Annotated in this window: 28 protein-coding genes and 1 tRNA gene; 17 read left to right on the forward strand and 12 right to left on the reverse strand. The window is 66.1% G+C overall.

The window, feature by feature from the left end; translation table 11 throughout:
* The first annotated feature begins 93 nt into the window (after window positions 1-93).
* Window positions 94-306, forward strand: coding sequence for a SlyX family protein (locus tag A1351_RS04685; protein ID WP_024879720.1), 213 nt, complete (start codon window positions 94-96; stop codon window positions 304-306).
* A 40-nt stretch (window positions 307-346) separates the two neighbouring features.
* Here the strand turns inward: A1351_RS04685 and A1351_RS04690 are convergent.
* A tRNA-Leu gene (locus A1351_RS04690) sits at window positions 347-431 on the reverse strand.
* Window positions 432-592: 161 nt separating this feature from the next.
* Here A1351_RS04690 and A1351_RS04695 point away from each other — a divergent pair.
* From A1351_RS04695 to A1351_RS04705, 3 genes are read left to right on the forward strand one after another with little or no spacing between them, the layout of a single operon-like run.
* Entirely contained in the window at window positions 593-1,174 is a 582-nt protein-coding gene (locus A1351_RS04695; RefSeq protein ID WP_024879721.1) for a YqaA family protein, read from the forward strand.
* Window positions 1,171-1,668: a disulfide bond formation protein B gene (locus A1351_RS04700; RefSeq protein ID WP_064032355.1), complete on the forward strand. Its 498-nt coding sequence runs from the start codon at window positions 1,171-1,173 to the stop codon at window positions 1,666-1,668. Before A1351_RS04695 ends, A1351_RS04700 begins: the two co-directional genes overlap by 4 nt.
* Before the next feature lie 59 nt (window positions 1,669-1,727).
* On the forward strand, window positions 1,728-2,021 hold the full coding sequence (locus A1351_RS04705) for a hypothetical protein (RefSeq protein ID WP_064032356.1): 294 nt from the start codon (window positions 1,728-1,730) through the stop codon (window positions 2,019-2,021).
* Window positions 2,022-2,036: 15 nt separating this feature from the next.
* On the opposite strand, the gene rlmN is transcribed toward A1351_RS04705, so the two are convergent.
* The gene (gene rlmN, locus A1351_RS04710) at window positions 2,037-3,203 is read right to left on the reverse strand and encodes a 23S rRNA (adenine(2503)-C(2))-methyltransferase RlmN (protein ID WP_064032357.1); all 1,167 of its coding nucleotides are present in this window, start codon (window positions 3,201-3,203) and stop codon (window positions 2,037-2,039) included.
* A 78-nt stretch (window positions 3,204-3,281) separates the two neighbouring features.
* On the opposite strand from rlmN, the gene A1351_RS04715 reads away from it, so the two are divergent.
* Both A1351_RS04715 and A1351_RS04720 read left to right on the forward strand, forming a co-directional pair.
* Window positions 3,282-4,598, forward strand: coding sequence for a glycosyltransferase (locus tag A1351_RS04715; protein ID WP_198162221.1), 1,317 nt, complete (start codon window positions 3,282-3,284; stop codon window positions 4,596-4,598).
* 2 nt (window positions 4,599-4,600) lie between these two features.
* Window positions 4,601-4,972, forward strand: coding sequence for a protease inhibitor I42 family protein (locus A1351_RS04720; protein ID WP_064032359.1), 372 nt, complete (start codon window positions 4,601-4,603; stop codon window positions 4,970-4,972).
* Here the strand turns inward: A1351_RS04720 and A1351_RS04725 are convergent.
* Window positions 4,969-5,838 (reverse strand): methyltransferase domain-containing protein, encoded by an 870-nt coding sequence (locus tag A1351_RS04725; RefSeq protein ID WP_064032360.1) that lies wholly within the window; start codon window positions 5,836-5,838, stop codon window positions 4,969-4,971. The genes A1351_RS04720 and A1351_RS04725 overlap by 4 nt on opposite strands.
* Window positions 5,839-6,073: 235 nt before the next feature.
* Here A1351_RS04725 and A1351_RS04730 point away from each other — a divergent pair, with 235 nt between their 5' ends.
* The 4 genes from A1351_RS04730 to A1351_RS04745 all read left to right on the forward strand — a co-directional run bounded on the left by A1351_RS04730 (window position 6,074) and on the right by A1351_RS04745 (window position 9,319).
* Window positions 6,074-6,607 (forward strand): L,D-transpeptidase, encoded by a 534-nt coding sequence (locus A1351_RS04730; RefSeq protein WP_051592447.1) that lies wholly within the window; start codon window positions 6,074-6,076, stop codon window positions 6,605-6,607.
* A gap of 452 nt (window positions 6,608-7,059) precedes the next feature.
* Window positions 7,060-7,563: a YbjN domain-containing protein gene (locus tag A1351_RS04735; RefSeq protein ID WP_024879729.1), complete on the forward strand. Its 504-nt coding sequence runs from the start codon at window positions 7,060-7,062 to the stop codon at window positions 7,561-7,563.
* Window positions 7,564-7,568: 5 nt separating this feature from the next.
* Window positions 7,569-8,393: a pyrroline-5-carboxylate reductase gene (gene proC, locus A1351_RS04740; RefSeq protein WP_064032361.1), complete on the forward strand. Its 825-nt coding sequence runs from the start codon at window positions 7,569-7,571 to the stop codon at window positions 8,391-8,393.
* Window positions 8,394-8,494: 101 nt separating this feature from the next.
* Window positions 8,495-9,319: a TetR/AcrR family transcriptional regulator gene (locus tag A1351_RS04745; RefSeq protein WP_026598485.1), complete on the forward strand. Its 825-nt coding sequence runs from the start codon at window positions 8,495-8,497 to the stop codon at window positions 9,317-9,319.
* A gap of 22 nt (window positions 9,320-9,341) precedes the next feature.
* On the opposite strand, the gene A1351_RS04750 is transcribed toward A1351_RS04745, so the two are convergent.
* The 3 genes from A1351_RS04750 to A1351_RS04760 all read right to left on the reverse strand — a co-directional run bounded on the left by A1351_RS04750 (window position 9,342) and on the right by A1351_RS04760 (window position 12,587).
* Complete coding sequence (locus A1351_RS04750) at window positions 9,342-11,837, reverse strand: esterase-like activity of phytase family protein (RefSeq protein ID WP_198162222.1); 2,496 nt, start codon at window positions 11,835-11,837, stop codon at window positions 9,342-9,344.
* A 131-nt stretch (window positions 11,838-11,968) separates the two neighbouring features.
* On the reverse strand, window positions 11,969-12,283 hold the full coding sequence (locus A1351_RS04755; RefSeq protein WP_024879733.1) for a hypothetical protein: 315 nt from the start codon (window positions 12,281-12,283) through the stop codon (window positions 11,969-11,971).
* 112 nt (window positions 12,284-12,395) lie between these two features.
* On the reverse strand, window positions 12,396-12,587 hold the full coding sequence (locus A1351_RS04760) for a hypothetical protein (protein ID WP_024879734.1): 192 nt from the start codon (window positions 12,585-12,587) through the stop codon (window positions 12,396-12,398).
* A gap of 167 nt (window positions 12,588-12,754) precedes the next feature.
* Here A1351_RS04760 and A1351_RS04765 point away from each other — a divergent pair, with 167 nt between their 5' ends.
* Both A1351_RS04765 and A1351_RS04770 read left to right on the forward strand, forming a co-directional pair.
* Complete coding sequence (locus tag A1351_RS04765) at window positions 12,755-13,456, forward strand: alpha/beta hydrolase (RefSeq protein ID WP_064032363.1); 702 nt, start codon at window positions 12,755-12,757, stop codon at window positions 13,454-13,456.
* Between the two features lie 57 nt (window positions 13,457-13,513).
* A complete protein-coding gene (locus A1351_RS04770) occupies window positions 13,514-13,726 on the forward strand; it encodes a hypothetical protein (protein WP_018265794.1) in 213 nt (70 codons plus the stop codon).
* A gap of 3 nt (window positions 13,727-13,729) precedes the next feature.
* On the opposite strand, the gene A1351_RS04775 is transcribed toward A1351_RS04770, so the two are convergent.
* From A1351_RS04775 to A1351_RS04785, 3 genes are read right to left on the reverse strand one after another with little or no spacing between them, the layout of a single operon-like run.
* The gene (locus A1351_RS04775) at window positions 13,730-15,097 is read right to left on the reverse strand and encodes an ATP-binding protein (RefSeq protein WP_064032364.1); all 1,368 of its coding nucleotides are present in this window, start codon (window positions 15,095-15,097) and stop codon (window positions 13,730-13,732) included.
* Window positions 15,094-15,873: a response regulator gene (locus A1351_RS04780; RefSeq protein ID WP_064032365.1), complete on the reverse strand. Its 780-nt coding sequence runs from the start codon at window positions 15,871-15,873 to the stop codon at window positions 15,094-15,096. The genes A1351_RS04775 and A1351_RS04780 overlap by 4 nt, the downstream gene beginning before the upstream one ends.
* A complete protein-coding gene (locus tag A1351_RS04785) occupies window positions 15,870-16,436 on the reverse strand; it encodes a MarR family winged helix-turn-helix transcriptional regulator (RefSeq protein ID WP_083967128.1) in 567 nt (188 codons plus the stop codon). Before A1351_RS04785 ends, A1351_RS04780 begins: the two co-directional genes overlap by 4 nt.
* A 255-nt stretch (window positions 16,437-16,691) precedes the next feature.
* Here A1351_RS04785 and A1351_RS04790 point away from each other — a divergent pair, with 255 nt between their 5' ends.
* The 3 genes from A1351_RS04790 (at window position 16,692) to A1351_RS04800 (ending at window position 19,357) form a co-directional block, all read left to right on the forward strand.
* Complete coding sequence (locus A1351_RS04790; protein ID WP_064032367.1) at window positions 16,692-17,579, forward strand: branched-chain amino acid aminotransferase; 888 nt, start codon at window positions 16,692-16,694, stop codon at window positions 17,577-17,579.
* A gap of 160 nt (window positions 17,580-17,739) precedes the next feature.
* On the forward strand, window positions 17,740-19,158 hold the full coding sequence (locus A1351_RS04795) for a glutamate synthase subunit beta (RefSeq protein WP_026598491.1): 1,419 nt from the start codon (window positions 17,740-17,742) through the stop codon (window positions 19,156-19,158).
* Between the two features lie 7 nt (window positions 19,159-19,165).
* Window positions 19,166-19,357 (forward strand): hypothetical protein, encoded by a 192-nt coding sequence (locus A1351_RS04800; RefSeq protein WP_024879741.1) that lies wholly within the window; start codon window positions 19,166-19,168, stop codon window positions 19,355-19,357.
* A gap of 62 nt (window positions 19,358-19,419) precedes the next feature.
* On the opposite strand, the gene A1351_RS04805 is transcribed toward A1351_RS04800, so the two are convergent.
* From A1351_RS04805 to A1351_RS04815, 3 genes are all read right to left on the reverse strand, one after another.
* Window positions 19,420-20,034 carry a L,D-transpeptidase gene (locus A1351_RS04805; RefSeq protein WP_024879742.1) on the reverse strand — a complete coding sequence of 205 codons (615 nt, stop codon included), beginning with the start codon at window positions 20,032-20,034 and terminating at the stop codon, window positions 19,420-19,422.
* Window positions 20,035-20,193: 159 nt separating this feature from the next.
* Window positions 20,194-21,555: an SGNH family hydrolase gene (locus tag A1351_RS04810; protein ID WP_083967132.1), complete on the reverse strand. Its 1,362-nt coding sequence runs from the start codon at window positions 21,553-21,555 to the stop codon at window positions 20,194-20,196.
* 98 nt (window positions 21,556-21,653) lie between these two features.
* Window positions 21,654-22,223, reverse strand: coding sequence for a hypothetical protein (locus A1351_RS04815; RefSeq protein WP_348625814.1), 570 nt, complete (start codon window positions 22,221-22,223; stop codon window positions 21,654-21,656).
* 145 nt (window positions 22,224-22,368) lie between these two features.
* Between A1351_RS04815 and A1351_RS04820 the strand changes: the two genes are divergently transcribed.
* Together A1351_RS04820 and A1351_RS04825 are read left to right on the forward strand one after the other, a co-directional pair.
* Entirely contained in the window at window positions 22,369-23,058 is a 690-nt protein-coding gene (locus A1351_RS04820) for a ribonuclease T2 (RefSeq protein WP_083967130.1), read from the forward strand.
* A gap of 3 nt (window positions 23,059-23,061) precedes the next feature.
* Window positions 23,062-23,913, forward strand: a complete 852-nt coding sequence (locus A1351_RS04825) for a 23S rRNA (adenine(2030)-N(6))-methyltransferase RlmJ (protein WP_026598493.1) — start codon at window positions 23,062-23,064, stop codon at window positions 23,911-23,913.
* Window positions 23,914-24,149 lie beyond the last annotated feature (236 nt).

Genomic DNA, 24,149 nt, shown 5'->3' on the forward strand with positions numbered 1-24,149 from the left:
GGCGGAGCCGGAGCGGAAGCTCTTGTCTTTCCGCGCGATCGAAGCTTGGATGCGCGCGCCGGCCGATGGAATGCGCGGCGCAATGGAGCCCTCATGAGCGGTGAGCTTTCGGATTTGTCCTCTCGTCTCGTCGCCCTGGAGACGGCGCTCGCGCATCAGGACAAGACCGTCGCCGATCTGAACGACGTCATCGCCTCGCAATGGCGACGGATCGACGCGCTGGAACGGCAGATCGCTCGCCTGCGCGAGGAGTTCCAGACGCTCGGCCACCGCGACGCGCCGGAGCGACCGCCGCCGCATTATTGAGATGCGGGCGCGGTTCTATCTACTTGAATTATTAGGCTATTGGTGCCCCTGGCCGGAGTCGAACCAGCACTCCTTGCGGAACTCGATTTTGAGTCGAGCGCGTCTACCAATTCCGCCACAGGGGCGCGGGCCGGCGGGGCCGGCGTCGCGGCGCGGATATTAGCCGGGCCGAAGCCTCCGTCAAGGCGAGCTTGCGCGTTTCGCACGGCCGATGCGCGGCCAGCCTCGCCTCCGGCGCCGCGAGATGGTAAGCGAGGGGCGCTTCGCCCTTAGAACCGGTTGGAAAATGATCAAAAAGCTCTACGACTGGACCATGTCGCTCGCCGGCAGCCGGCATGCGCCGTTCGCGCTCGGCGCCATAGCTTTTGCGGAAAGCTCCTTCTTCCCGGTTCCGCCGGATGTGATTCTCCTGCCTATGTCGCTGGCCGAGCCCAAGCGTTCCTGGTTCTATGCCGGCATCTGCACCGTGGCCTCTGTGGCCGGCGGCGCGCTCGGCTACGCCATAGGCGCGCTGTTCTACGACACGATCGGCCTGTGGCTCATCGATCTCTATGGCTACGCCGCCAAAATGGAGGCGCTGCGGGCGTTCTATGCCCATTGGGGCGCTCTCTTCATTCTGGTGAAAGGGCTGACGCCCATTCCCTTCAAGCTCGTCACCATCGTCTCCGGGCTGATGGATTATAATTTCGGCCTGTTTCTCGCGCTCTCGCTGGTGACGCGCGGCCTGCGCTTCTTCATCCTCGCCGCCGCCATCAATCATTTCGGCGATTTTCTGCGCGACAAGCTCGAGGCGCATTTCGGCCTGTTCATCGGCGGGATGGCGGCGATCGTCGTCGTCGGCTTCGTCGTGGCGGCGAAATTCCTGTGATCGCGGCGCTGCTCTCCACGCGACAACGCGCGGCGCTGGCCGTTCTCGGCGTCGCCGTCGCCACCATAGGCGGTGCCTGGATCATCGAGGCGATGGGCTTCGCCCCCTGTGAGCTGTGCCTGAAGCAGCGCATTCCCTATTATGCCGGCATTCCGCTCGCCGCCTTCGCGGCCATAGCGCTGCAGCGGGGCGGGGAGGGGGCCGCGCGCGTCGCCCTGGCGCTGCTCGGGCTTTTGTTCGCGGCGGGAACGGCGCTGGCGCTCTATCATTCGGGCGTCGAGCTGAAGCTCTTTCCCGGCCCCTCCGAATGCACGGGCGCTCTGCGCAAGGCCGGCTCCTTCGACGATTTCCGCTCCTCGCTCGACAAGATGAAAGTGGTGAGCTGCGATCGTCCGGCGCTGCGCATCTTCGCGCTCACGCTCAGCAATTGGAATGTGCTGATCTCGGCCGCTCTCGCCGCCATCGGCTTTCGCGCCGCGCGCGGCGGGCGCTGAAATTCTCCGAGCGGCCTTGTCGCAGGGCCGGCTCGCGCCATCCTCTGCCCGATAGAGATGTGACCATTCCTCTCGGCGGCGACCAATCGGAGAATTCGATGCGAGTCTTCCAGCAATACGACATGCAGACGCAGGGCGTTCAGACCAGTCCGGACGGTTCGCCCAACACGCGGGCGCTCGGCCGGCATCTCATCCTATTGGAGAATCGTTTCAACGAGCTCGCCAATGACGTCAATCTGATGCAGGACAAGCTGACGAAGATCCTCATCACGCTCGACAAGCTCGCCAATAAGGGCGCGCCGGCCAATGGCCCCGTCACCAGCGCGGAGGCGCTGCGCCGGCTGCTGGGCTGACTGTTCCGGCCCGGCTCACTCCACCGCGAGCCGCGCCCTTGCGCGTAGCTTCTCCGTCTCGCTCTTCAGCTGACCGCAGGCCGCGAGAATGTCGCGGCCGCGCGGCGTGCGCACCGGGCTCGCATAGCCGGCGTTGAAGACGATGTCGGAGAAGCGCTCGATCGTCTCCCAATCGGAGCACTCATAGGGCGCGCCCGGCCAGGGGTTGAAGGGGATCAGATTGATCTTGGCCGGAATGCCCTTCAGCAGCCGCACCAATTCGCGCGCTTCCGCCGGGCTGTCGTTGACGCCCTTCAGCATCACATATTCGAAAGTGATGCGCCGCGCATTGGAGGCGCCTGGATAGTCGCGACAGGCGTCGAGCAATTCGCGGATCGGATATTTCTTGTTGAGCGGCACCAGCTCATTGCGCAACGGATCGCGCACGGCGTGCAGCGAGATCGCGAGCATAGGCCCGCATTCGGCGCCGAGCTTCTCGATCTGCGGCACGACGCCCGATGTCGAGACGGTGATGCGCCGCTTCGACAGCGACAGTCCGTCGCCGTCGGACATGATCTCGATCGCATCCTCGACCTGCTCGAGATTATAGAGCGGCTCGCCCATGCCCATGAAGACGATGTTGGAGACAGCGCGCACATCCGGCCCCGAGGGCACGAGCCCATCGGTCGGCGGCTCAAGGCCGGGAAAATCGCCGAGCCGCGTGCGCGCGACGAGAAGCTGCGCGACGATCTCGCGCGTCGAGAGATTGCGCACCAGTTTTTGCGTGCCGGTGTGGCAGAAGCTGCAATTGAGCGTGCAGCCCACCTGGCTGGAGACGCACAAGGTTCCGCGATCGCTCTCGGGAATATAGACGCATTCGATCTCCGCGCCCTTGTCGTTGGCGTCGACGGGATCGAGTCGTAGCAGCCATTTGCGCGTGCCGTCGGTGGAGACCTGCTCGGCGGCGATCTCCGGCAGCCGCAAGGTGAAGCGCTCGGCGAGCTTTGCGCGCACGACTTTCGAGATGTTGAGCATCTCGGAAAACTCGCGCGCGCCGCGGAAATAGATCCAATGCCACAGCTGCGAGACCCGCATTTTGATCTCGCGCTCCGGAATCTCTATGGCGCGCAGCGCATCGGCCAGCTCGGCGCGCGTGGCGCCGGCGAGCGACGGCATTGGATCGGAAGCGGAAGCGGCGGTCATCTAAGTCCTCTTTCTCACGAGGAAAGCAGTATAACATGTGCGCGGGCCGACTCCATGGGGCGGAGGAACAAAGCGGTTATGGGAGACGGGCGGAAAATCGTCATAGCGACCTTCGGCTCGCTCGGCGACCTCAATCCTTATGTGGCGCTCGCTCATGCCTTGAAACGCCTCGGCTTTCGCCCGGTGATCGTCGCCAGCGACTTTTATCGGGAGTGGATCGAGAGCGAGGGGCTCGGCTTCGCCGTCATGCGGCCGGATATAGACGAGCTGGCCGCGCGGCTCGGCACGGATATCGGCGGGCTCGCCGATCGCGTCGCGCGCGAGGATGGCTTCATGTTCCGCGAGCTGATCTTTCCTTATCTGCGCGAGAGCTATGAGGATGTCGCCGCGGCCAGCGAGGGCGCGGCGGCGATCGTCGCGCATAGCATATGTTTCTCAGCCAAGCTCGCGGCGGAGCGGCTCGGCGTTCCGCTCTTCGACGGCGTCGTGTCGTCGCTCTTTCTGCTCTCCGCTTATGATCCGCCGCTCGGCCCGCGCTCGCGCTTTCTGGCGCAGCCGCGCTCGGGTCTCGCGCTCGCCTATAATGAGGCGCTCGGCTTCGCGCTGACGCATTTTCTGGCCTTTCAGGGCCGGCCGATCGCGCGGCTGCGGCGTGAGCTCGGCCTGCCGCATCGACGCGGGCGCGCGCTCTTGACCGGAGGCCCCTATGCGCAGGCGACGCTCGGCCTGCTGAGCCCGCTGCTGGCGCCGCCGCAGCCCGATCATCCGGCCGATCTCTTCCTCGCCGGCCACACTTTCCACGATCGCTTCACCGATACGGCGGAGGCCTTGCCGGCGGGGTTAGCGGAATTTCTCGCCGCGGGCGAGCCGCCGATCGTCGTGACGCTGGGCAGCTTCGTCGTCCATGCCCGCTCGGACTTCTACCGCGCCGCCGGCAGCGCGGCGATGCAGCTCGGGCGCCGCGCGGTGCTGCTCGTCGCCGAGGAGGAGCGCGAGGCGCTGGCCGAGGGATTGCCGCCGCAGCTCTTAGTCGCCGGCCATATCCGCCATTCGCTGATCTTCCCACGTGCTGCGGCAATCGTGCATCACGGCGGCTCGGGAACTTGCGGGCAGGCGCTGCGCGCCGGGAGGCCGCAGCTCGTCGTCCCCGTCTTCGGCGATCAGCACGACAATGCGGCGCGAGTGGCGCGTCTCGGCGTCGGGCGGCTGCTGCCCTATGAGCGCTGCGCCGCCGACCGCCTGACGAAGGAGCTGGGCGCGCTGCTCGCTGACGAGGGCCATGCGCGGAAGGCCCGCGAGGCGGCCGATCGCATTGGCCGAGAGGATGGCGCGGCGGCTGCCGCGGCGAAGATCGCCGAGTTGATCGGATGCGCGGCAATTGCGGTCGAGGCTTAAGGATGACAAAGCCGATTCTTGTCGCGATCACGATGATTTTGCTCGAATTATCTGCGGTTCGGGCCGGGGAGGGGTGTCTTTCTCTGGCCAAGGGCGAGACGCGGACGATCGATTTCGTCGAGAACCCCTCTACCGGCTATGTTTGGCGCTTCGATCGCGAGGCGAGCGAAAATCCGGCGATCGTGCGGGTCGGCGACGGCGGCTTCGCGCCCGCGGGCGGCGCGCCGGATCGGCCGCTGGTCGGCGCGCCGGGTCGGCGTTTCTTCCGCATCGCGGCCGTCGCCGCGGGGAGGGCGGGCCTCGTCTTCGTCGAGGAGCGGCCGTGGGAGAAGCGGGCCGTTCAGCGGCGGACGATCAAAATTCTCGCGCGCTAGCCGTCCTTCGGCTTCAGCGCATCGGCGAGCCGCATTTGCGCCGAGCCCGGCTGCAGCGGCTTCTGCTGGCTCTCATGCGGCGCCCAGCCGGAGAGCCAGACCAGTTCCATCGTCGCGCGAACGCGGCCGTCGGCGTCGGAGAAACGCTCGGCGTAGATTTCCGCCGCGCGCAGCAGAATGGCGCGCCGCAGCGGCTTGCGGGAGCGCTCCGTCAGCACATTGGCCGCGCCCATGGCGCGCAGCTCGGCGCAGAGCGCGAACATGGAATCATAGCGCAGCGTGAAGGAATCGACGTCCGTCACTGGCAGAGCGAAGCCCGCGCGCTGCAACAGCCCACCGAGATCGCGCAGATCGACGAAAGGCGAGACGCGTGGGCTGGCGCCGCCGCATATCTCGTCCTCCGCCTGGGCGAGCGCGGCGCGCAGCTCTATGAGGCTCGCGCCGCCCGGAAAGCAGGCCAGAAACAGCCCATCCGGCGCCAGCATCCGCCGCGCCTGGGCGAGCGCGCCCGGCAGATCGTCCACCCATTGCAGCGCAAAGCCGGAGACGATCAGGTCGAAAGCCTCCGCCGCGAAGGGCAGCGCCTCCTCCTCGGCGACGAGATCGACGCCGGGCTCGTAGAAACGCCCGGCCCGCAGCGGCGCTGGCCGCCCGCCGGCGGCGACGGTCTGCGCGAAATGCGCCGCGGGGGTGCAGAGATCGAGAGAGCGGGGGAAGGGGCGCTTTATGCCCGCCAGCCGGTCGGCGAGATCATCGGCGGCGCGCGCCAATAGAAAATCCGGCGCGCCGCGCGCTGCGGCCCGCGCCAGCCGGCGACGCAGCAGAGCGCGATCGAAGATCGCCGGCGCGGACTGTCCTCTCTCCATGCCCCGTCATGCCCCGAACGCGCGCCCCGCGCAACCGCCGCCCGGCGCGCCGGAAATGGGGCGGCGGAAATTAGGCGGGGATTTCTCGGCATTTGTCGCGCTTTAGCGAGACAGGTAAGGAAATCTTAGTGTTAAACCGTAACCGCAACTATGGGATGGCTGGCGCGGAATGTGGCCGAAGCTAGAATGCGCGACATGTTCGAATGCGACGCCGGCCATTCGGAGAAGGTGAGCCATGTGCATTTCGTTTCGTCAGCGTATTTCGAGTTTCACGGCCGCGGCGGCGCTCGCGGGCGGCCTCGCTCTGCCGGGGACGGCGAGCGCGGCGCATAATGTCGTCTCCTACAGCGCCCCGGTTCAGGCGGGCACTGTGGTCATCAGCGCCCGCCAGCGCAGCCTGTTCCTGGTTAACGGGGACGGCACCGCCATTCGCTATCCGGTCGCCGTGCCCAAGGCCGGCAAGGAATGGTCCGGCTACGCCCATATCGACGGGAAATATGTGAATCCCGATTGGGTTCCGCCGGCGGTGGTCAAGCAGGACCATCCCGAGCTGCCCAATTTCATCCATGGCGGCTCGCCGCATAATCCGATGGGCGTTCGCGCCCTGACGCTCGACCGCAATCAGGTGGCGATCCACGGCACCACCAATAAGATGCGCGCCTCGGTCGGCACGGCCGCTTCCTATGGCTGCATTCGCATGCTGAACGAGGATGTTGTGGACCTCTATGAGCGCGTCGGCGTGGGCACGCCGGTGGTCATGACGCCCTGATCACGCTTTTCGATCGATCAGAACTCACGCCCCAATAGACAATAGAGTGCGTCATCCGGTCGGATCGGAGGGATGACGCGCTCGAAAGACGAAAGCGGAACAGCTCCAAGGCCGTCGCGCAGCTTCGCGCAAGCCGAGCGGCGGAGACTTGTCCCATGGTTTTTCGTTCCGCGAATGCTTCAGCTTGTGGACGTCGGCCCGCCGCCTGTAGACCGGCCGGAACGAATCCACCACTGTGCGACAAATCGACGAACGCACTTGAGGTTCGCGCCCACGAAGAGTTGAGTCGGCGGCATTTCAATCGTTTCGAGTATAGTGAACGAGCAGGACGATTCGTTTCGTCGGCGGTTCCCGAACAACGGGAACGCGAGGCTCGCAGTCAGCGTATGCGTCTCTGAAGAGAGAAGCGTCCGTCGCCCTCGTCTGGCCGACCCTCACATTAGGTTTCGCTCATGCTGATCGCACCTGACAAAGACTTCGACCGTCCCCTGCATCCCGTCGACATCGTCGAGCAATTGGCGGCCACCAATGACTGGAGCTTCGATCGTGACGCCGAAGACGAGATTTCCATCTCGGTCGCCGGCGGCTGGACGGACTATCATGTGGCCTTCACCTGGCTGGCGGAGCTCGAGACGCTCCATGTGAGCTGCGCCTTCGATCTGCGGGTGCCGGAGCGCCGCCGCACCGAGGCGCAGGCGCTGATCCGCACCATCAACGAGCAGCTCTGGGTCGGCCATTTCGATCTTTGGCCGACCGAAGGGGTGGTCATGCATCGCCAGGGCCTGCTGCTGACCGGCGGCGCCCAACCCTCCGGCCCGCAATGCGCCGCTCTGCTGGACCATGCGCTGGAGACCTGCGAGCGCTATTATCAGGCGTTCCAATTCGTGCTCTGGGCCGGCAAGGGCGCTAAGGAAGCGCTCGAGACCGCGACCTTCGAGACCAAGGGAGAAGCGTGATCCAAATGGCCGACGCGGCCGAGCTGCCCCGCTCCATCACTCTGGTCGGGGCCGGAAAAATGGGTTTCGCCCTGCTGCAGGGCTGGGCGGCTCGCGGGCTTTCTGGCGCGGGCGTGACCATTGTCGAGCCGCAGCCTTCGCCGGCGCTCGTCTCGTTCGCGCAGGAGCGCGGCTTTCGCCTCAACCCCGAAAATCGCGAGGCCCCGCGCGCGCTTCTGCTCGCCGTGAAGCCGCAGGCGCTGGATCAAGTCGCGCCGACGATCGCGGGAGAGGCCGGCGCCGATACGCTCATCGTCTCCATTCTCGCCGGCAAGCGCGTCGCCGATCTTTCCGCGCGGCTGCCGCAGGCGCGGCTTTTCGTGCGCGCAATGCCCAATACGCCGGCCGCCATCGGCCGTGGAATCACCGGCGTCTTCGCCGCGCCCGCCGTCGATGCGGAGAATCACGCGCTGGCCGAGGCTCTGCTCGCCGCCGTCGGCGAGGTGGTCTGGGTCGAGACCGAGCCGCTGGTCGACGCCGTGACTTCCGTGTCCGGCTCCGGTCCGGCCTATGTCTTCTATTTCGTCGAGTGCCTGACCAGAGCGGGCGTCGAGGCCGGCCTGCCGGAGGAGACGGCGGCGCGGCTGGCCCGCGCAACCGTTTCCGGCGCCGGCGAGTTATTGCGTCAGAGCGCCGATACGACGCCGGCGACGCTTCGTCAGAACGTCACCTCGCCCGGCGGCACGACCGCGGCGGCGCTCGAGGTCCTGATGGCGGGCGACGGCCTCGCGCCGCTGCTGGAGCGCGCGGTCGCCGCGGCGAAGCGCCGGGCGGGGGAATTGTCCGGCTGAGCGGCGCAAAGCGCTTCCGATCCGGCAAAAACGCCCTAAATTAACATGCCTAAATTGACTTCTTGGAAGCGGCTGGCTTCGAGCGATGTGAGGAGGCGGCGATGGCGACGAGCGGCAAGACCAACGAAACAGGCAATGGAAGCGGCTCGGTCCGCGACCGTATCGTCGAATCCTTGATGCGGCTGGCGGCGCGCCGCGCCTTCGAGGATATCGCGATTTCCGACATCGCCCAGGACGCGGATGTCTCGCTCGCGGATTTCCGCGACTGCTTTCCGTCCAAGGGCGCGGTGCTGGCGGCTTTCTCGCGCAAGATCGACCGGCAGGTGCTGGAGGATTTCGCCGGCCGCTACGCCTCGGAGCCCGCCAAGGAGCGGCTCTATGAGGTGCTGCTGCGCCGTCTCGAGGCGCTCGAGCCCTATCGCAATGCGCTGGAATCGGTGTCGCAATGGGCGTCCACCGATCCGCTGGCGGCCGCCGCGCTCAATCGCGAGACGGTCAATTCCATGCGTTTCATGCTGGAGGCCGCCGACATAGACAGCGAAGGCGCGCTCGGCGCGTTGAAGCTGCAAGGCCTCTCCATCGCCTGGTGGCGCGTGCTCGGAACCTGGTTCGACGATCGCGACGTCGATCTGTGTCGCACCAAGGCCGCGCTCGACCGTGAGCTCTCACGTAGCGAGGCGGTGATCGAGCGGATCGAGGATGTGAGCCGCTTGACCTCGCCGCTGCGTGGTCTGGCGCGGGCGGTGTTCCGCGGAATGACCGGCCGCCGTCGCCACCGCCATCATGCGCGCGACCGCGACGATGAGTTCGAGGAAGATTATGAGGAGGCGCGTCGGCGTCATCACCACGCCGAAGATCATCCTCACGCCGATGGCCATCACCACGGCGAAGGCCATCGCCGGCATCCGGACGACGCCACCGCTTGACGGCGGCGTCGTCCCGCTTTCATCAAAAGCCGATGCGCACGGCCGTCGTCACCGAATGGGCGACGGCCCCGTTGCGAGTCGCGACATCGGCGTCATAGCCGATGCGCCAGCCGATATTCGGCGCGAGATCGCCCTGCGCGCCGACGCCGACCGTGACGGAATTGCGATCATAGGTCGGAATGAGGATCGTCTGCGTCGCCATTTGGCTGAGCACGCCGGCGAGACTGACGTTCACACGCCTGGGATCGCGGTCGAGCATCTCATTATAGGCGACCCGCACCCAAGGATTGACGCCGAGGAAAGAGGCCGAGACCTCGCCGCCAAAGCGCAGCGTCGTCGCATAGGTCGAGTGCTCCGGATAGACGACATTGCCGCCGGCCGCCCCGCTCTCCGTATAGCCGCGAATGGTTGCATGGGTCTGCGTCACGCCGAAGAAGGGCGTGAATTGGAAGGCGTCGAGCTTCAGCTTGGCGCCGATCTCGCCGCCGAACGCGTAAGAATCGACGCTGGTGCGGCCGACGCCGGTGAGCCCATAGGCGCCGAGGCGGCGAATGTCGGAGAAGCCGACGTCCGGTGAGAAGGTCGCCGTTCCGTGCAGATAGAAGAGATCGCCGAAATAGCCGGCGTAGAGGCTCGGCGAGACGGTCGGCGAAATGTCGAAATAGCCGAGCGCGCCGCCGCCATATTGGCCTGCGCGCACCGTCGCCGCGACGCCCACGCGAATCTCCTTCCAGCCATAATCGACGCCGAAGGAGCCGCCATAGAGCGTGCGGTCGCCGTCGAGCCCGGGCCGCGACGCAGTGGGGCCGAAATCGACATTGCCGCCGAGCCAGGTCGAGAGGCCCTGCGCCGCGAAGACGCCGCTCTGCGCGCGTCGAATCGATTGCAGCTGCGCGATGACCGGCGCGGCGGCGCTCGAGGCGAGGCCGAGAGCGCCGGCGTCGATGCGTCCGAGCACCTGGGGCGTCGTATCGCGCATGGATTTGAGGAACAGCGGATCGACGGCGGTCGGCAGGGTGAGCTGATAGACGAGGACCATATTGTCGTTGTTCTGGCCGGAGTTATAGCTCTGGCCCTGCATCACGCCATTGGTCGTGGTGAAATCATTGTCGTTGGAGACGAAGAGGTAGAAGTCGTTCGGCCGGCCCTCGACGAGCGTCGGGACGAGCGCCATGCCCTCCCATTTCTCCGCCAGAGTGAGCTGCGACTGCGCCGACTGGCCGGGCGCGCCATTGTTCAGATTGAGGCCGAAGCGGGCGAGCTGCGTCGTGTTGAGCATGTTCACGAGCTCGACCGACTGCGCCGGCGTGATCGCCGGATTCAGCACGCCATTGGGCGCGACCTGGCCGCCCGCCGTCGTATCGGCGGCCGTGCCGGCGATATTGGTCGCATTGCCGATGTCGACGAGATAGATGGATTTGACCATGATGGGATTGCCGCCCGCCGGACCCTGGCCGGTTCCGTCGCGCGCCAGCACGAGGAACTGCTTGTCGTTGAGCGCCACCATCTCGCTCTGCGCCGCGGTGCGATTGGCGCTGCCGCCATCGCCGTTCAGCCTGTAGGTCGGCAGCTGCAGCACATAGGTCTCGATCGGCGCCGCCGGCGTCGGATTGAGCGAAATATCATAGACCAGGATGCGCGTATTGTTGCGCGTCTGCTGTCCAGAGGCCTGATCCTGCATCGTCGCGCTCTGCAGGATCGCGAAAAGCCGGTTGCCGTCCGGGCTGACCGAGACCGCCTCGAGCCCCTGATTGTTGCGGCGTCCAGTCGTCGGCGCGACTGTCGAATTGAAGTCGATCGCGCCATTGGTCCGCGGCAGCAGCGCCGAGGGAACTCCGACCGAGCCGACGAGATTGCCATTGGCGTCGAAATAAAAGATCGACGGGCCGTATTCGTCGCTGACGTAGAAGCTGCGGTCGGTCTTGAAGGCCAGCCCCTCGGCGTCGAGCGATAGCTTGCCGGCGCCGATCGAGCCAGCGGAAGGGCTCGGCGTGAGGCGGCCGAAGAGATTGACGGCTCCCGACCCAGAATCGGCGCCGGTGAATGTCTTGCCCTGATTGTCGCGCAGCAGGACGCCGCCGTCGGGCGTCATCTGCACCTGATTCTGCGAGCTGGTGGAGGCGGGGAGATTCGCGCCCGAATAGGGCGAGAAGGCGATGTTGAAGCGCAGCAGCCGTCCCGCATAATCGGAGAAGACGCCATTGGCGGGATCGTTGAGGCCGCGGTCGGGCAGGGCGAGCATGGTCGCGACGAAAGTCGAGCCGCTGCGCCGCCAGGAATAAGGGTCGATGGCGAGGCTCGAGAAGGAGCCGAGCGTGTCGCCGAGGAAGTCGATCGTCCCCGCCGGAAGACGTCCGGTTCCGACGAGACCTTGATTGGTGAAGGTCACGCCACCCAGGCCGACGGAGGCGGCGCCGTCATTGGCGACGATATTGGGCGTACGATAGGTCTGCGCCATTGCGGCGCCGTGAAGCGCGAGCGTGGAGATGGACGCGAGCAACCAGTTACGAAAAGGCATTTTATCCCCCGGCTTTAGCTTGGCCGGAGGTCTATGGCCGCCTGTTAACGATTCGGTGACAGTCTGGCCACGATCGTTAACAGAGCGGAAACATTTTCACGCTGTGGCCTTTGCGCCACGATGCGCGAGCGTCACAAGGACACGTAGACGAATTTGAGGCCCTTGAGTGTCGGGTAGTTCTCGCGCAGCGCCTTGGCGACCTTGCCGACGAGATCCTTGTCGCCGGCGGCCGAAGGGCCGACGAAATCCGTTCCCTGCATCCATGTCTCGAGGAAGCAGTGGAGCGTGTTGTCATAGGCGTCGTCGGTCGGATGCGCCGTCTTGTCGACGAGCGAGGCGATTCCGTCGGTGCTGACCTCGAGCCGCCAGTCGCGGTCGTCGACGACCGAGCCGATGAGCTTCGCAATGTCGGCGTCGGTCCAATCGCCCTTCAAATCAACGGCCATTTTTTTCGCTCCTTGGTGCGCGCGGCTTCGGCGGCGCGGGACAAAATGGACGAAGGGCCGGGAACGCCTGTCGGATATCCGACAGGCGCGCGTCGCGGCCCTTACCGCTCGCTCACTTCTTGGTGAGCTTGGCCACCGCCATATCGATCGCCGTCGTCGCCTCGCCGACGGTCAGCCAGGCGTCCGCGCGGTCCTCGCTCTTGAACGACTTGCCGAGATTATACGGCTCCTCACCCGGCACGTGCAGGAAACAGGCCCATTTTCCGTCGGCCTGCTCCTCGACCGTCACTTTGTAGTCCGCCACGCGGTCCTCCTCCTGTTGCTTTGCGTTGGGTCTCACGGTGCGCCGGTCCGTCTCCGGCGCGGCGACGATGAAGCAGATTGGGCGCCATATGCCGAGACATGCGGCGGCACGCTTATTGAACCTCCCTTTTTGGCCGGCGGGGCGCCGGCGCACGGAGGACGCACCCCATGACCGACATTGTGGAAGGGCCGGCGCTGGCCGCTCTCTCCTGCGGCAAGCCCGCTTTTCTCGTCGTGATGCTGCATGGGGAGGGCGCCGACGGCCAAACCATGGTCGATCATGCGCTCAATTGGGCGCCCACCATGCCCAAGGCCGAGTTTCTCTCCGCCGAGGCGCCCGCCGGCGCCGATGGCGTGAAGCGCTGGTTCGACGCCGCTGATCCAGAGGGGCTCGCCAAAGGGCTGGCGGCGCTCGAGCGCTTTCTCGAGGCGGCGCTGGCCAAGCGCCGGCTGCCCGCCTCGCATCTGGCGCTGGTCGGCTTCTCGCAAGGAGCGACCCTCTCGCTGCTCGCCGGCGTCGCGCGGCCGGGGCCGGCGGCGGCGGTGGTCGCCTTTGCCGGCGGTCCCTATGGCGCGGCGCCGTCCATCGGCCCTGATGGCGCGCCGCCCGTGCTGCTGATCCATGGCGACGCCGACGCCATCGCGCCGCTCGCCGCCGTGCGCGAGACCAAGACGGCTCTCACAGGGCAGGGCGCCAAGGTCCTGTCGATGACGCGCAAGGGTCTCGAGCATGCGATGGACGATGACGGGGTGATCGCCGCGGGCGATTTCCTCACCGAGCATGTCGTGCACAAGAAGAGCGCGGCGCATGAGGACGATCACGATCATGACCACGACGATCACGATCACGATCACGATCACGCGCATTGAGGCTCGGCACGGCTCTTGCGGGACGAGGTCAGGCACATTGCGAAAGGAGATCAGAACATGGCCCTGACCGCCGAGGACATAAAAGAAGGCAAATGCTATGCGACCCGCGGACCGGAGCGATACAAGGTGATCGCCATCAATCCGCGCGGGATCGTCACCTTCCTGACCTGGGAAGGCAATCAGAAGCCGAGCCCCCTGCGCGCCAATTGCGGCATGAAGGCCTTTCTGGAAGGCGTGACGAAGGAAATCCCCTGTCCGGCGGAGGGCTGACCGTCACACCGGCAAGGTGACGGTCGCGCGCAAGCCGCCGAGCGGCGAGCCCTCGAGCGTCACCTCGCCGCCATGCGAGCGCATGATGTCGCGCGCAATGGCGAGGCCGAGGCCCGAATGGCTCTCGTCCTGATTGCGCGACTCGTCCAGCCGGTAGAAGGGCCGAAAGGCGTCTTCTCGCCGCTCGACCGGAATGCCCGGGCCGTCGTCGTCTATGTGGATGGTCAGCATATGGCCGTCATTGACGGCGGTGAGCGATATGTTTTTCGCATAGCGCTGGGCGTTGCCGACGAGATTGGCGAGGCAGCGGCGGAAGGCGGCCGGGCGCACGGCGACCTGCCTGCGGCCGGCGAAGCTCGTCTCGGCCCGAAGGCCGCGCCGCTCCGTGTCGGTTTTCAGCTCGTCCAGAATGGCGGTCACATCGGTCTCCGCCGTCGCCTCTCCGCCGTCGCCGCGCGCGAAGGCGAGATAGGCCTCCACCATGCGCTCCATCTCGTCGACGTCCTTTTTCATCTCGGCCGTCTCCGCCGTCTCGCCGATGAGGGCGAGCGACAGCTTGAAGCGCGTGATGATGGTGCGCAGATCATGCGACACGCCATTGAGCATGGTGGTGCGCTGCTCCATGGCGCGCTCGACGCGGCGCTTCATCTCCAAAAAGGCGGCGCCGGCCTGCCGCACCTCGCGCGCGCCGCGTGGGCTGAAGGCGACCTCGCGGCCCTTGCCGAACTCCTCCGCCGCGCGGGCGAGGCGCAGAATCGGACGGATCTGATTGCGCAGGAAGGAGGTGGCGATGGCGATGATGACCAGAGACGCGATCACCGTCCAGATAAAGAAGATTTCCGAGTTGGACGCATAGGCCTGGGTACGATGCGCGAGCAGGCGCATCACCGAATCGTCGAGCGCGACTCTGATTTCCACGATGTTGGAGCGCCCCACCGTGTCGATCCAGAAGGGGCGCTGCAGGCGCAGCGACAATTCCCGCGACAGCGTATGGTCGAGCAGCGAGAAGAAGGGCTTGGCGGCGGGCGGCGGCAGCGGCTCCTTGGGCAGGAAATGAACGTCTATGCTCAAATCCTCGCCGGCGATGCGCTGGATGATGTCGCGATGCTCATCCTTAGGAAAGGCTTCGTAGAAATCGATCAGCGCGGCGACGTCGCGCGCCACGGCGGCGGAAAGGCGCGACGTCACCGCCTGCCAATGCCGCTCCATGAAGAAATAGGCGACCGCCGATTGCAGCAGCACGATCGGTAGAATCACGATCAGCAGCGAGCGTGCGTAGAGGCCTTTGGGCATGCGCTCGTGCAGCCAGCCGGCGAAGCGCCGCCAGAGCTGGCGCGGGGCGTCGAGCGCGGCGGGGAGGGCTGATGTCATTGCGCTTTTCCGTATTCCTCGTCCGGTCCGATGACGGCGTCCGCCCACAGCCTGTATCCGCGGCCGCGGATCGTCTGCAAATGGCGCGGGCCTTGCGCGTCGCTCTCGAGCTTGCGGCGCAGCCGCGCGACCTCGACATCGACGCTGCGTTCGCCGGCGCTTTCGACTTTGCCATTGACGAGGCGCTGCGCCAACCTCTGCCGTGACACGATCTCGCCCGCATTCGTCGCCAGCACGCGCAGAATCTCCTCTTCGCGAGTCGTCAAATGGACGATTCGATCATGCTCGCGCAATCGGCCCTTTTCGAGATCGAAGCCAAAGGCGCCGAAACGCACGCTCGCGGCCGCCGGGGCAGGGCGGGCGGCGCGGCCGGCGCGGCGCAGAATGCTGGCGATGCGCAGCGACAGTTCGCGCGGCTCGAAGGGCTTGGCGAGATAATCATCGACGCCGGCCTCCAGCCCGGCCACGCGATCGGCCGTCTCGCCGCGCGCGGTCAGCATGAGAATGGGGGAGGAGCGCAGCGGCTCCGCCTCGCTACGCAATTTGCGCGCGAATTCCGGTCCGCTCTCGCCGGGCATCATCACATCGAGGACGATGAGGTCGAAGGTCATGTCCGCGAGCCGCGCGCGCGCCTGGGCGGCGTCGCCGGCGGCGCTGACCAGATAGCCCTGCGCGGCGAGATAGCGCGACAGCAGCGAGCGTATGCGCCTGTCGTCGTCGACCACGAGAATATGTGGGCCGGGCTCGGCCGCGGTCTGCGGCGCCGGCGCGCTCATGCGGCGTCGTCTTCGGTGAGCTGCCGCCGGCGCCGGCGCGGCGGCAGATGGGCGCGCACTTTCTCGCGGTCCGGCGCGTTGACCATGGCCAGCAGAAAATCGACGGTCGTCTCGCGCGCCTCCGGCGGCAACTCGCCGAAGACGCGGCGAAAGCGCTCCGATTGCAGCGTCGCCAGCTCCTGGGCGAGACGCGCGCCCTTGGCCGTCGGAAAGAGGAGGCGCTGGCGGCGATCGGTCGCGCCCTCGCGCGCCTCGACGAAGCCGGCGTCGAGCAATTGCTTGAGCACGCGGTTGAGGCTCTGCTTGGTGATTTTCAGAATATCGAGCAGGGCGGCGATGGCGAGGCCGGGGCGGCGATAGACGAAATGCAGAACGCGGTGATGGGCGCGGCCGAACTCATAATTCTCGAGCAGCCGGTCGGCGTCGCCGACGAAATCGCGATATGCGAAGAAGAACAGCTCGATGAGATCGAACATGGGTTCGCTCTCGGGCGCAGGCTCGCGTCCGACGAGCGCCTGCGTCGAGGTCGGGCGCAATGGCTTGCGTTCAATGGATGCTTTCACGTCGGGAACCGCTATATGTCGGTGGAAGCGAAAAAGCCGTGAACCATGCCCTGGACAGGGCGCTCGGAAGCCCGCCCTCTGAATGGGAGGGTGAAACGCTCCCTCCGGCGCCGCTCGATCGTCCTGAACTTATACGTCAGCTATATTGACATATTTCTGACCGATGGCTAGTGGTTTGGAGAAGGCCGGCTCGAGACCGGCCGCCGCACGGGACGGCTCCCTTCTTTTTCGCCCTTGACCTCATCGGAGTGTCGGATGTCGGTTTTGCCTTTCGACCAGCGCGACGGCTACATCTGGTTCAATGGCGCGCTCATCCCCTGGCGCGACGCCAAGCTCCATGTTCTCTCGCACGGGCTGCACTATGGCTCCAGCGTGTTCGAGGGCGAGCGCGCCTATGGCGGCGCGATCTTCAAATCGACCGAGCATTCCGAGCGCTTCAAGCGTTCCGCGCAAATCCTCGACTTCGAGATTCCCTATAGCGTCGCCGAGCTCGACGCCGCCAAGGCCGCGGTGGTGAAGGCCAATGGCTTCGACAGCTGCTATGTGCGGCCGGTGGCCTGGCGCGGCAGCGAGATGATGGCCGTCGCCGCGCAGAATTCGACGATCAATGTCGCGATCGCCGTGTGGGACTGGCCGAGCATGTTCGACGTGGCCACCAAGATGAAGGGCATTCGCCTCGACGTCGCCGATTATCGCCGGCCCGATCCGCAGACTGCGCCCTCGCTGGCCAAGGCGGCCGGCCTCTATATGATCTGCACCATCTCCAAGCATCGCGCCGAGCGCCGCGGCTACGCCGACGCTCTGATGCTCGACTGGCAGGGCCGCGTCGCCGAATGCACCGGCGCCAATATCTTCTTCGTGAAGGACGGCGTGCTGCACACCCCCATTGCCGATTGCTTTCTGGACGGAATCACCCGCCGTACGGTCATCGACCTCGCCCGCCGCCGCGGGATAGAGGTGATCGAGCGCCGCATCATGCCGGACGAGCTGCCGGAGTTCAGCGAGTGCTTCATCTGCGGCACGGGCGCCGAGGTCACGCCGGTCGCGGAGGCCGGTCCCTATCGCTTCACGCCGAGCGCGATCTCGCGCACGCTGATCGAAGACTACACGCGCGAAGTCGATCCGAAAGCGGCCGCCGCCTGAGCTTCGCCGCGTAAAAGCGCGCGCGGAGAGACATTCGCGAGCCGGCGGACGAGCTGGGAAAGCGATATCCGAGACGATTTGCTTCGTGTCCTACGCGTCTTCGTGGTAAAAAATCCCTCGAAGGCGCCATTGATGCGACGGGCCGAGGGGTTGGCGAGGCATGGGAAAGGTCACGGGGTTTCTGGAAGTCGACCGGCAGGACCGCAAATATAAGCCGGCCGCCGACCGTATCCGCCATTATGACGAATTCGTCATCGCCCTCTCCGAGGAGGCGACCCGCAATCAGGCGGCGCGCTGCATGGATTGCGGCATTCCGTTCTGCCACAATGGCTGTCCGGTCAATAATCAGATCCCCGACTGGAACGACCTCGTCTATCACGGCGACTGGCGCCGCGCGCTGGCCAATCTCCACTCGACCAACAACTTCCCGGAATTCACCGGCCGCGTCTGCCCCGCGCCCTGCGAGGCCTCCTGCACGCTGAATCTCGTCGACCAGCCGGTCACGATCAAGACGATCGAATGTGCGATCGTCGACCGCGGCTTCGAGGCGGGCTGGATTTCGCCCGAGCCGCCGAAGACCAAGACCGGCAAGCGCATCGCCGTCGTCGGCGCCGGCCCGGCCGGGCTCGCCGCCGCGCAGCAGCTGGCGCGCGTCGGCCATGACGTGCATGTCTATGAGAAGTTCGCCAAGGCCGGCGGCCTGCTGCGCTACGGCATTCCCGACTTCAAGATGGAGAAGCATCTCATCGACCGCCGTGTGGCGCAGCTCGAGGCGGAAGGCGTGGCCTTCCACTATAATGTGCATGTCGGCGTCGATCTCGAGGCGGAGAAGCTCGTCGCCGAGCATGACGCCGTGATCCTCTCCGGCGGCTCCGAGCAGCCGCGCGATCTTTCCATTCCGGGGCGCGATCTGCGCGGCGTGCATTTCGCCATGGATTTCCTGCCGCAGCAGAACCGCCGCGTCTCAGGCGAGCCGCTCGTCACCAATGAGCCGATCCTCGCCTCCGGCAAGCATGTCGTCGTCATCGGCGGCGGCGACACGGGCTCGGACTGCATCGGCACATCGGTGCGCCAGGGCGCGCTTTCGGTGACGCAGCTCGAGATCATGCCGCGCCCGCCGGAGAAGGAAGCCAAGCTCGTCACCTGGCCGGACTGGCCGCTGAAGCTGCGCACCTCCTCTTCCCATGACGAGGGGTCGACCCGCGAATTCGCGGTGATGACGCGCGAGTTCATCGGCGCCGACGGAGCCGTCACCGGCCTGCGCTGCGAGCGCGTCGATGGCAAGCTGGCCGCCATTCCTGGCAGCGAGTTCACGCTGAAGGCCGATCTCGTGCTGCTGGCCATGGGCTTCGTCTCGCCGGTCCGCGAGGGCCTGCTGGAAAAGCTCGCGGTCACGCTGGACCCGCGCGGCAATGTGGCCGCCGACGTCAAATCCTATCGATCGTCACGCGAAAAAGTCTTCGCGTGCGGAGACATGCGGCGCGGGCAATCGCTTGTCGTATGGGCGATCCGCGAGGGCCGGCAGTGCGCCGCCTCGGTGGACGCCTTCCTGATGGGCGAAACAAATCTACCGAGGTGAGGAAAACATGCCCACGGCCTTGTGGTTCTGCGAGAATATCGGAAATTCGGCTCTGCCCTATGCGCTGCTCGCCATGCCGATCGGCGGCGCCTATCTCTATGGGCAGAAGAAAACGCGTATCGCCTGGATTTTGATCGGCGTCTGGGTCGTCGCGCAGGTCATCATCTCCGGCCTGACCAACGCCAATTGCGTCGGCTGACGCGACCGAGCCGAAAATAAGACGCCGGCGCTCGTCGCGAGACGAGCCGCCGGCGTTTCTCGTCAGAGGACGTGGACCTGCGTGCCGACCTTCACGCGGCTATAGAGGTCGCTGACGTCGCCGTTCAGCATGCGGATGCAGCCGGAAGAGACGCCATGGCCGATCGTCCAGGGCTCGTTGGAGCCATGGATGCGGAACATGGTGTCGCGGCCGCCCGAGTAGAGATACATGGCGCGCGCGCCGAGCGGATTATTGGCTCCGCCGCTCATATGGCGCGGCAGATCTGGGCGGCGGTGCAGCATGGCGGAAGGCGGCGTCCAAGCCGGCCAGGCCTCCTTGCGGCCGATATGCGTATGGCCGCGCCAGGTGAAGCCCGGACGGCCGACGCCGACGCCATAGCGCATCGCCTGGCCATCGTTCATCGACAGATAGAGAACGCGATTCTGCGTGTCGACGGTGACCGTTCCCGGCCGCTGGCGGGTCGGATCGGCGACGACCGAGCGCGTCGAGGAATATTCGCCGGAGAGCTGGCCCTCGGAAGAGGACGGGGCGCTCGCCGCCGCCGAGCGTCCGCTGAACAGAAAGGCGAACGGGTTTTCGAAAGCCTGCGCGGCGGGCGCAGCGCAGCCGAAGCCCAGCGCGAGCGCGACAGAAAGAGACGAACGACGAAAATACATGATGGATACTCCCTTCGAGGCCCTCGGGCCTTTCGAGCGGGAGAAAAATGCGCCGCCGGCGCGCCTGTTCCCTCGAGGCCGCTTCGCCAGCGCGCTTCATTCGAGACGAATTGAATGCGGAATTGACGGTTTCCGCGCGTTTTGAGCGAACCGTCCCGCTCAGCGCGTCTCGGCGGCGGAGGGGGCGACGGCGGGCGCCGGGGTCGAAGCCTGCGCCGGCGTCGGCGTGGAGACCGGCGTGACCCTGGCGGCGCCTCGCGGCCAGGAAAAATCATCGGCGCGGCCGGGCTGGCTCGGCTGCTCGCCGCCCTCGACGAAAATATGATCGACGAGCGCGCGCGCCGCGGCGGCTTGGGCCTCTCCCGTCGTGGAGGGAGATTTCACGCGCCGCGCCAGCTCGCCGTCCGCCGCGACGGCGGCGCTCGTCAGCGACTGCGTCTGGCCGATCGCCGGCCGATCCGCCGGCAGAGTGGGCGCGACCGCGGGAGCCGGGCCGCTCGGCGCGATGATCTGGACCGGCGGGGCGACGACGGCGGCCTCTGCGGGCGGCGTTTCCTCGGCCGGGGGCAGGGCGGCTTCCGCCGGCGCGGCGTCGGGCGTCGGATGGCGCGCGTCGAAGAGCCGCTTGATCTCGCCCTCGACGAAATGGGCGAGCTTTCGCGCGCCGACATCGGTGAAATGGACGCCGTCCGCCGACCGCAGCTTGACGATGCGCCCGTTTATATCCGGGCCGAAGGCCTGGTATTGGTTGCGCTCATCGGCGAAGGCCTCCCAAATATCGATGAAAGCCGCGCTGTCCTGCGCCGCCGCCTGGCGGTAGATGTCGTTGAGCTTCGCCATATCGGCGGCGAAATGCTCGCTCTTGGTGACGGGCAGAGAGACCCAAACCAGCGGAATCTTCTTCTCGCGAAACGCCGCGCGCACAGTCTCCACACGCTGGGCGTAGCGCTCGCGCCAGCGCGGCGACAAGGTCTCGATCGTCTCCGCGCCCTCGTGAATGGCCTGACGATCATTGGAGCCGATCATGATGACGGCCATGTCGATCTTGTCGCCGCCGGCGAGCAGCTCGCGCGCGGCCTTCGGCCAATCGAAATAATCCTCGCGCACTAGGCCCGTGCTGTCCTTGGCCCGGTGCAGGATGCGAATGTCGGCGCGGTCCGAATAGGCCTCGTCCAAGCCGTCGGCCAGCATTTGGCCCAGGCTGTCGCCGATCACCGCCACCTGGAAGGGCGGCGGGGCGTTGGGGTCCTCGGGCTTTTGCGTCTTGTCCTTCTTGGCCGCCTTGCTCTGGCCGTGCCAATAGGCGGGCGCGCTATATTCGCGATGCGGCACCAGCCGGCGCATGCGGCCGGTCTCGCGCGCAGCCGGGCGGGCCTCCGAATGGGCGCGCGGCCGGCCGCCGAACAGCCCTTGAAAGAAATCCCCGACCGGGTCCTGCGCCCGCGCGCTGTCCGTGCCGCTAAAGAGCAGCGCGAGGAGAAGAATCGCGAAAAGGCCGAGGGTGCGGGAAAAGCTGCGCATATCGCCAATATAGCGCGGCCCCGGCGGCAAAGCGATCCGGCGCCGCGCTGAGACGCGCGGACGGGATGGCTTCGCCGTTCGCGGCTGCGCTCGCGCTATTATCGCAAATGGGCGGGCGCTTGCGGATTATGCGCCGGATCGGTGTCGTGCTTGGAAAGCTTCTCCACGACGCCGCCGCCGACGAAGGGCGTGAGATCGGCTTCGAGCGCGTCCGCAGCGGCCTTCGGATAGACCTCCTCGCCTTCGACATAAAGGGAGAAGGATTTGACGTGCTTGGCTTTCTTGACCGGGTCTTCGATCGTCGCCTTGGTCCATTTGTAGAGCGGAAAATGTTCGACGCCCTGTTTCTCCGCCTCGGCGACATAATGGGCGAAAGCGTCGAATTGATTGCTCAGCGCGGCGTGATGCTTGGCCAAAATCGCTGCGATCGGCGCGAGAGCGGCGTTCTGCGGATCGGTGCGGGCGAGCTCGGCGTAGTCGTCGCTGATGTTCAGCCGGATCTGATAGCGCAATTCTTCGCTCATCTTGATGCTCCTGATGTCGGGACGCCCGGACGCCGCGCCGTCTTGGCCGTCGATCGTCGCGGCGCGCGCCGGCTCGGTCCGCGCCGCTTCGGCGAGCCCGAGCAGCGCCATTGCGGCGAAGAGCGTGCGAATTGCGCTCGGCATGTGGCGTTTCTCCGTGACGTCGTCCCATTATCCTAGTGAATAAGTAGGTTACGTCAACGCCCGTCGGCTTTCGCCGAACCGCCGCTTGACGCGACGCCTCACGCTCCGGCATCAATCCGCATCCGGGCTTTTTCGGAGCGGGCGCATGTTCAAGCAAACGACCCTCGTCGGCGCCGTCCTGGCGCTCCTGTCGCTTTTCGCGCCGATCGGCGTCATGGCGGACCCGGAGCGGAGCGCGGCGATCGATCCGGCGGAGGCGCGTGGCGCCGGCGGCTTCGACTTCTATGTGCTGACGCTCTCCTGGTCGCCAGCCTTCTGCGAGAGCGGCGGCGGCCGCGAGTATCGCGCGCAATGCGAGCCCGGCCTCGGCAAAGGCTTCGTCACTCATGGCCTGTGGCCGCAATATGAGCATGGCTTTCCGAGCGATTGCGACGGCGCCGCGACGCCCTCGCGCATGGCGCTAGAGCATGTCGCCGGCGTCTACCCCGATGAAGGCCTGGCGCGGCACGAATGGCGCAAGCATGGCCGTTGCTCGGGCAAGAGCCCGACCGATTATTTCCTCGACGTGCGCCGCGCGACGCAGAGCGTGACCATACCGGCGCCGCTCGAGCGGCCGCGGCAGGCGCAGAGCTTTGCGCCGCTCGATATTCAGCGCGCCTTCATCGCCGCCAATCCGCGGCTGCGGCCGGGCATGCTCGCCGTCACCTGCCGCAAGGGCGCGCTGCAGGATGTGCGCATCTGCTTCTCGCGCGATCTGCGCGAGTTCCGTCCCTGTCCCGAGATCGCGCGCGGCGCTTGCCGCTCCGGCGAAATCTCCGTGCCGGCGCCCTTGTAGACGATGAATTATCGCCATGGGTTTCATGCCGGCAATTTCGCCGATGTGTTCAAGCATGCGCTGCTGGCGCGGCTTCTCCTCTATCTCACGCGCAAGGAGACGCCGTTTCGCGTCATCGACACGCATGCGGGGGAGGGCGCCTATGATCTTTCCGCCGATGCGGCCGAGCGCACGGGCGAGTGGCGCGGCGGCATAGGCCGGCTCGCCGATCTCTCCGGCGCCGATGCGCGGCTGCGCGATCTGCTCGCGCCCTATCTCGATATCGTCGGCCCGCTCGGCGCCGAGGGGCGGCCGGCGCTCTATCCCGGCTCGCCGCTGATCGCGATGCGCTTCATGCGCCCGCAGGATCGCGCCGTCTTCTGCGAATTGCGGCCGGACGCTTTCGACGCGCTGCAGACGCGCTTTGCGCGCGACAAGCGCGTGAAGGCCATTCATCTCGACGGCTATGTCGGTCTCTCCGCCTTCGTGCCGCCGAAGGAGCGGCGCGGGCTCGTGCTCATCGATCCGCCCTTCGAGCAGCGCGACGAGACCGAGCGCATGCTGAAGACCTTTCTCGACGCGCATCGCAAATGGCCGACGGGGATTTATGCGCTGTGGCGGCCGATCAAGGATGCGGCGGAGCAGCGCTGGCTGATCGGCGCCTTGCGCTCCAGCGGCGTGAAGAAGATTTTGCGTCTCGATCTGTGCGTCGGCGGCGCCGAGGCGGACACCAAGCTGCGCAGCACCGGCCTTCTCGTCGTCAATCCGCCCTTCACTTTCGAGGAGGAGGCGCGGGCGATCTCGGCCTTTCTCGCGGAGCGCTTGGCGCAGGGGCCGGGCGCCGGATGCGAGATCGAATGGGTGAGCGGGGAGTGACGCGGCAAGAGCGAGCCGCTTCATGAAACGTTACGGGCCAAAAGCGATATTTTCTGCGCGCCTATCTTGGGTATGACGGAATCATGCCGCGTGCCTCGGAATGTGTGATGACGCGGTCGAAATTTCTCGATCTGCTGTCGCGGAGTGTTTCATCTCCGCAAAATAGGATGGCTATCCAATCGTCATGGGCATTCAGCGACGGGCGTTGCGAATGAGTCTTAGAGTCTGTCCGTTAA

It is taken from the genome of Methylosinus sp. R-45379 (assembly GCF_001644125.1).
Lineage (GTDB): Bacteria > Pseudomonadota > Alphaproteobacteria > Rhizobiales > Beijerinckiaceae > Methylosinus.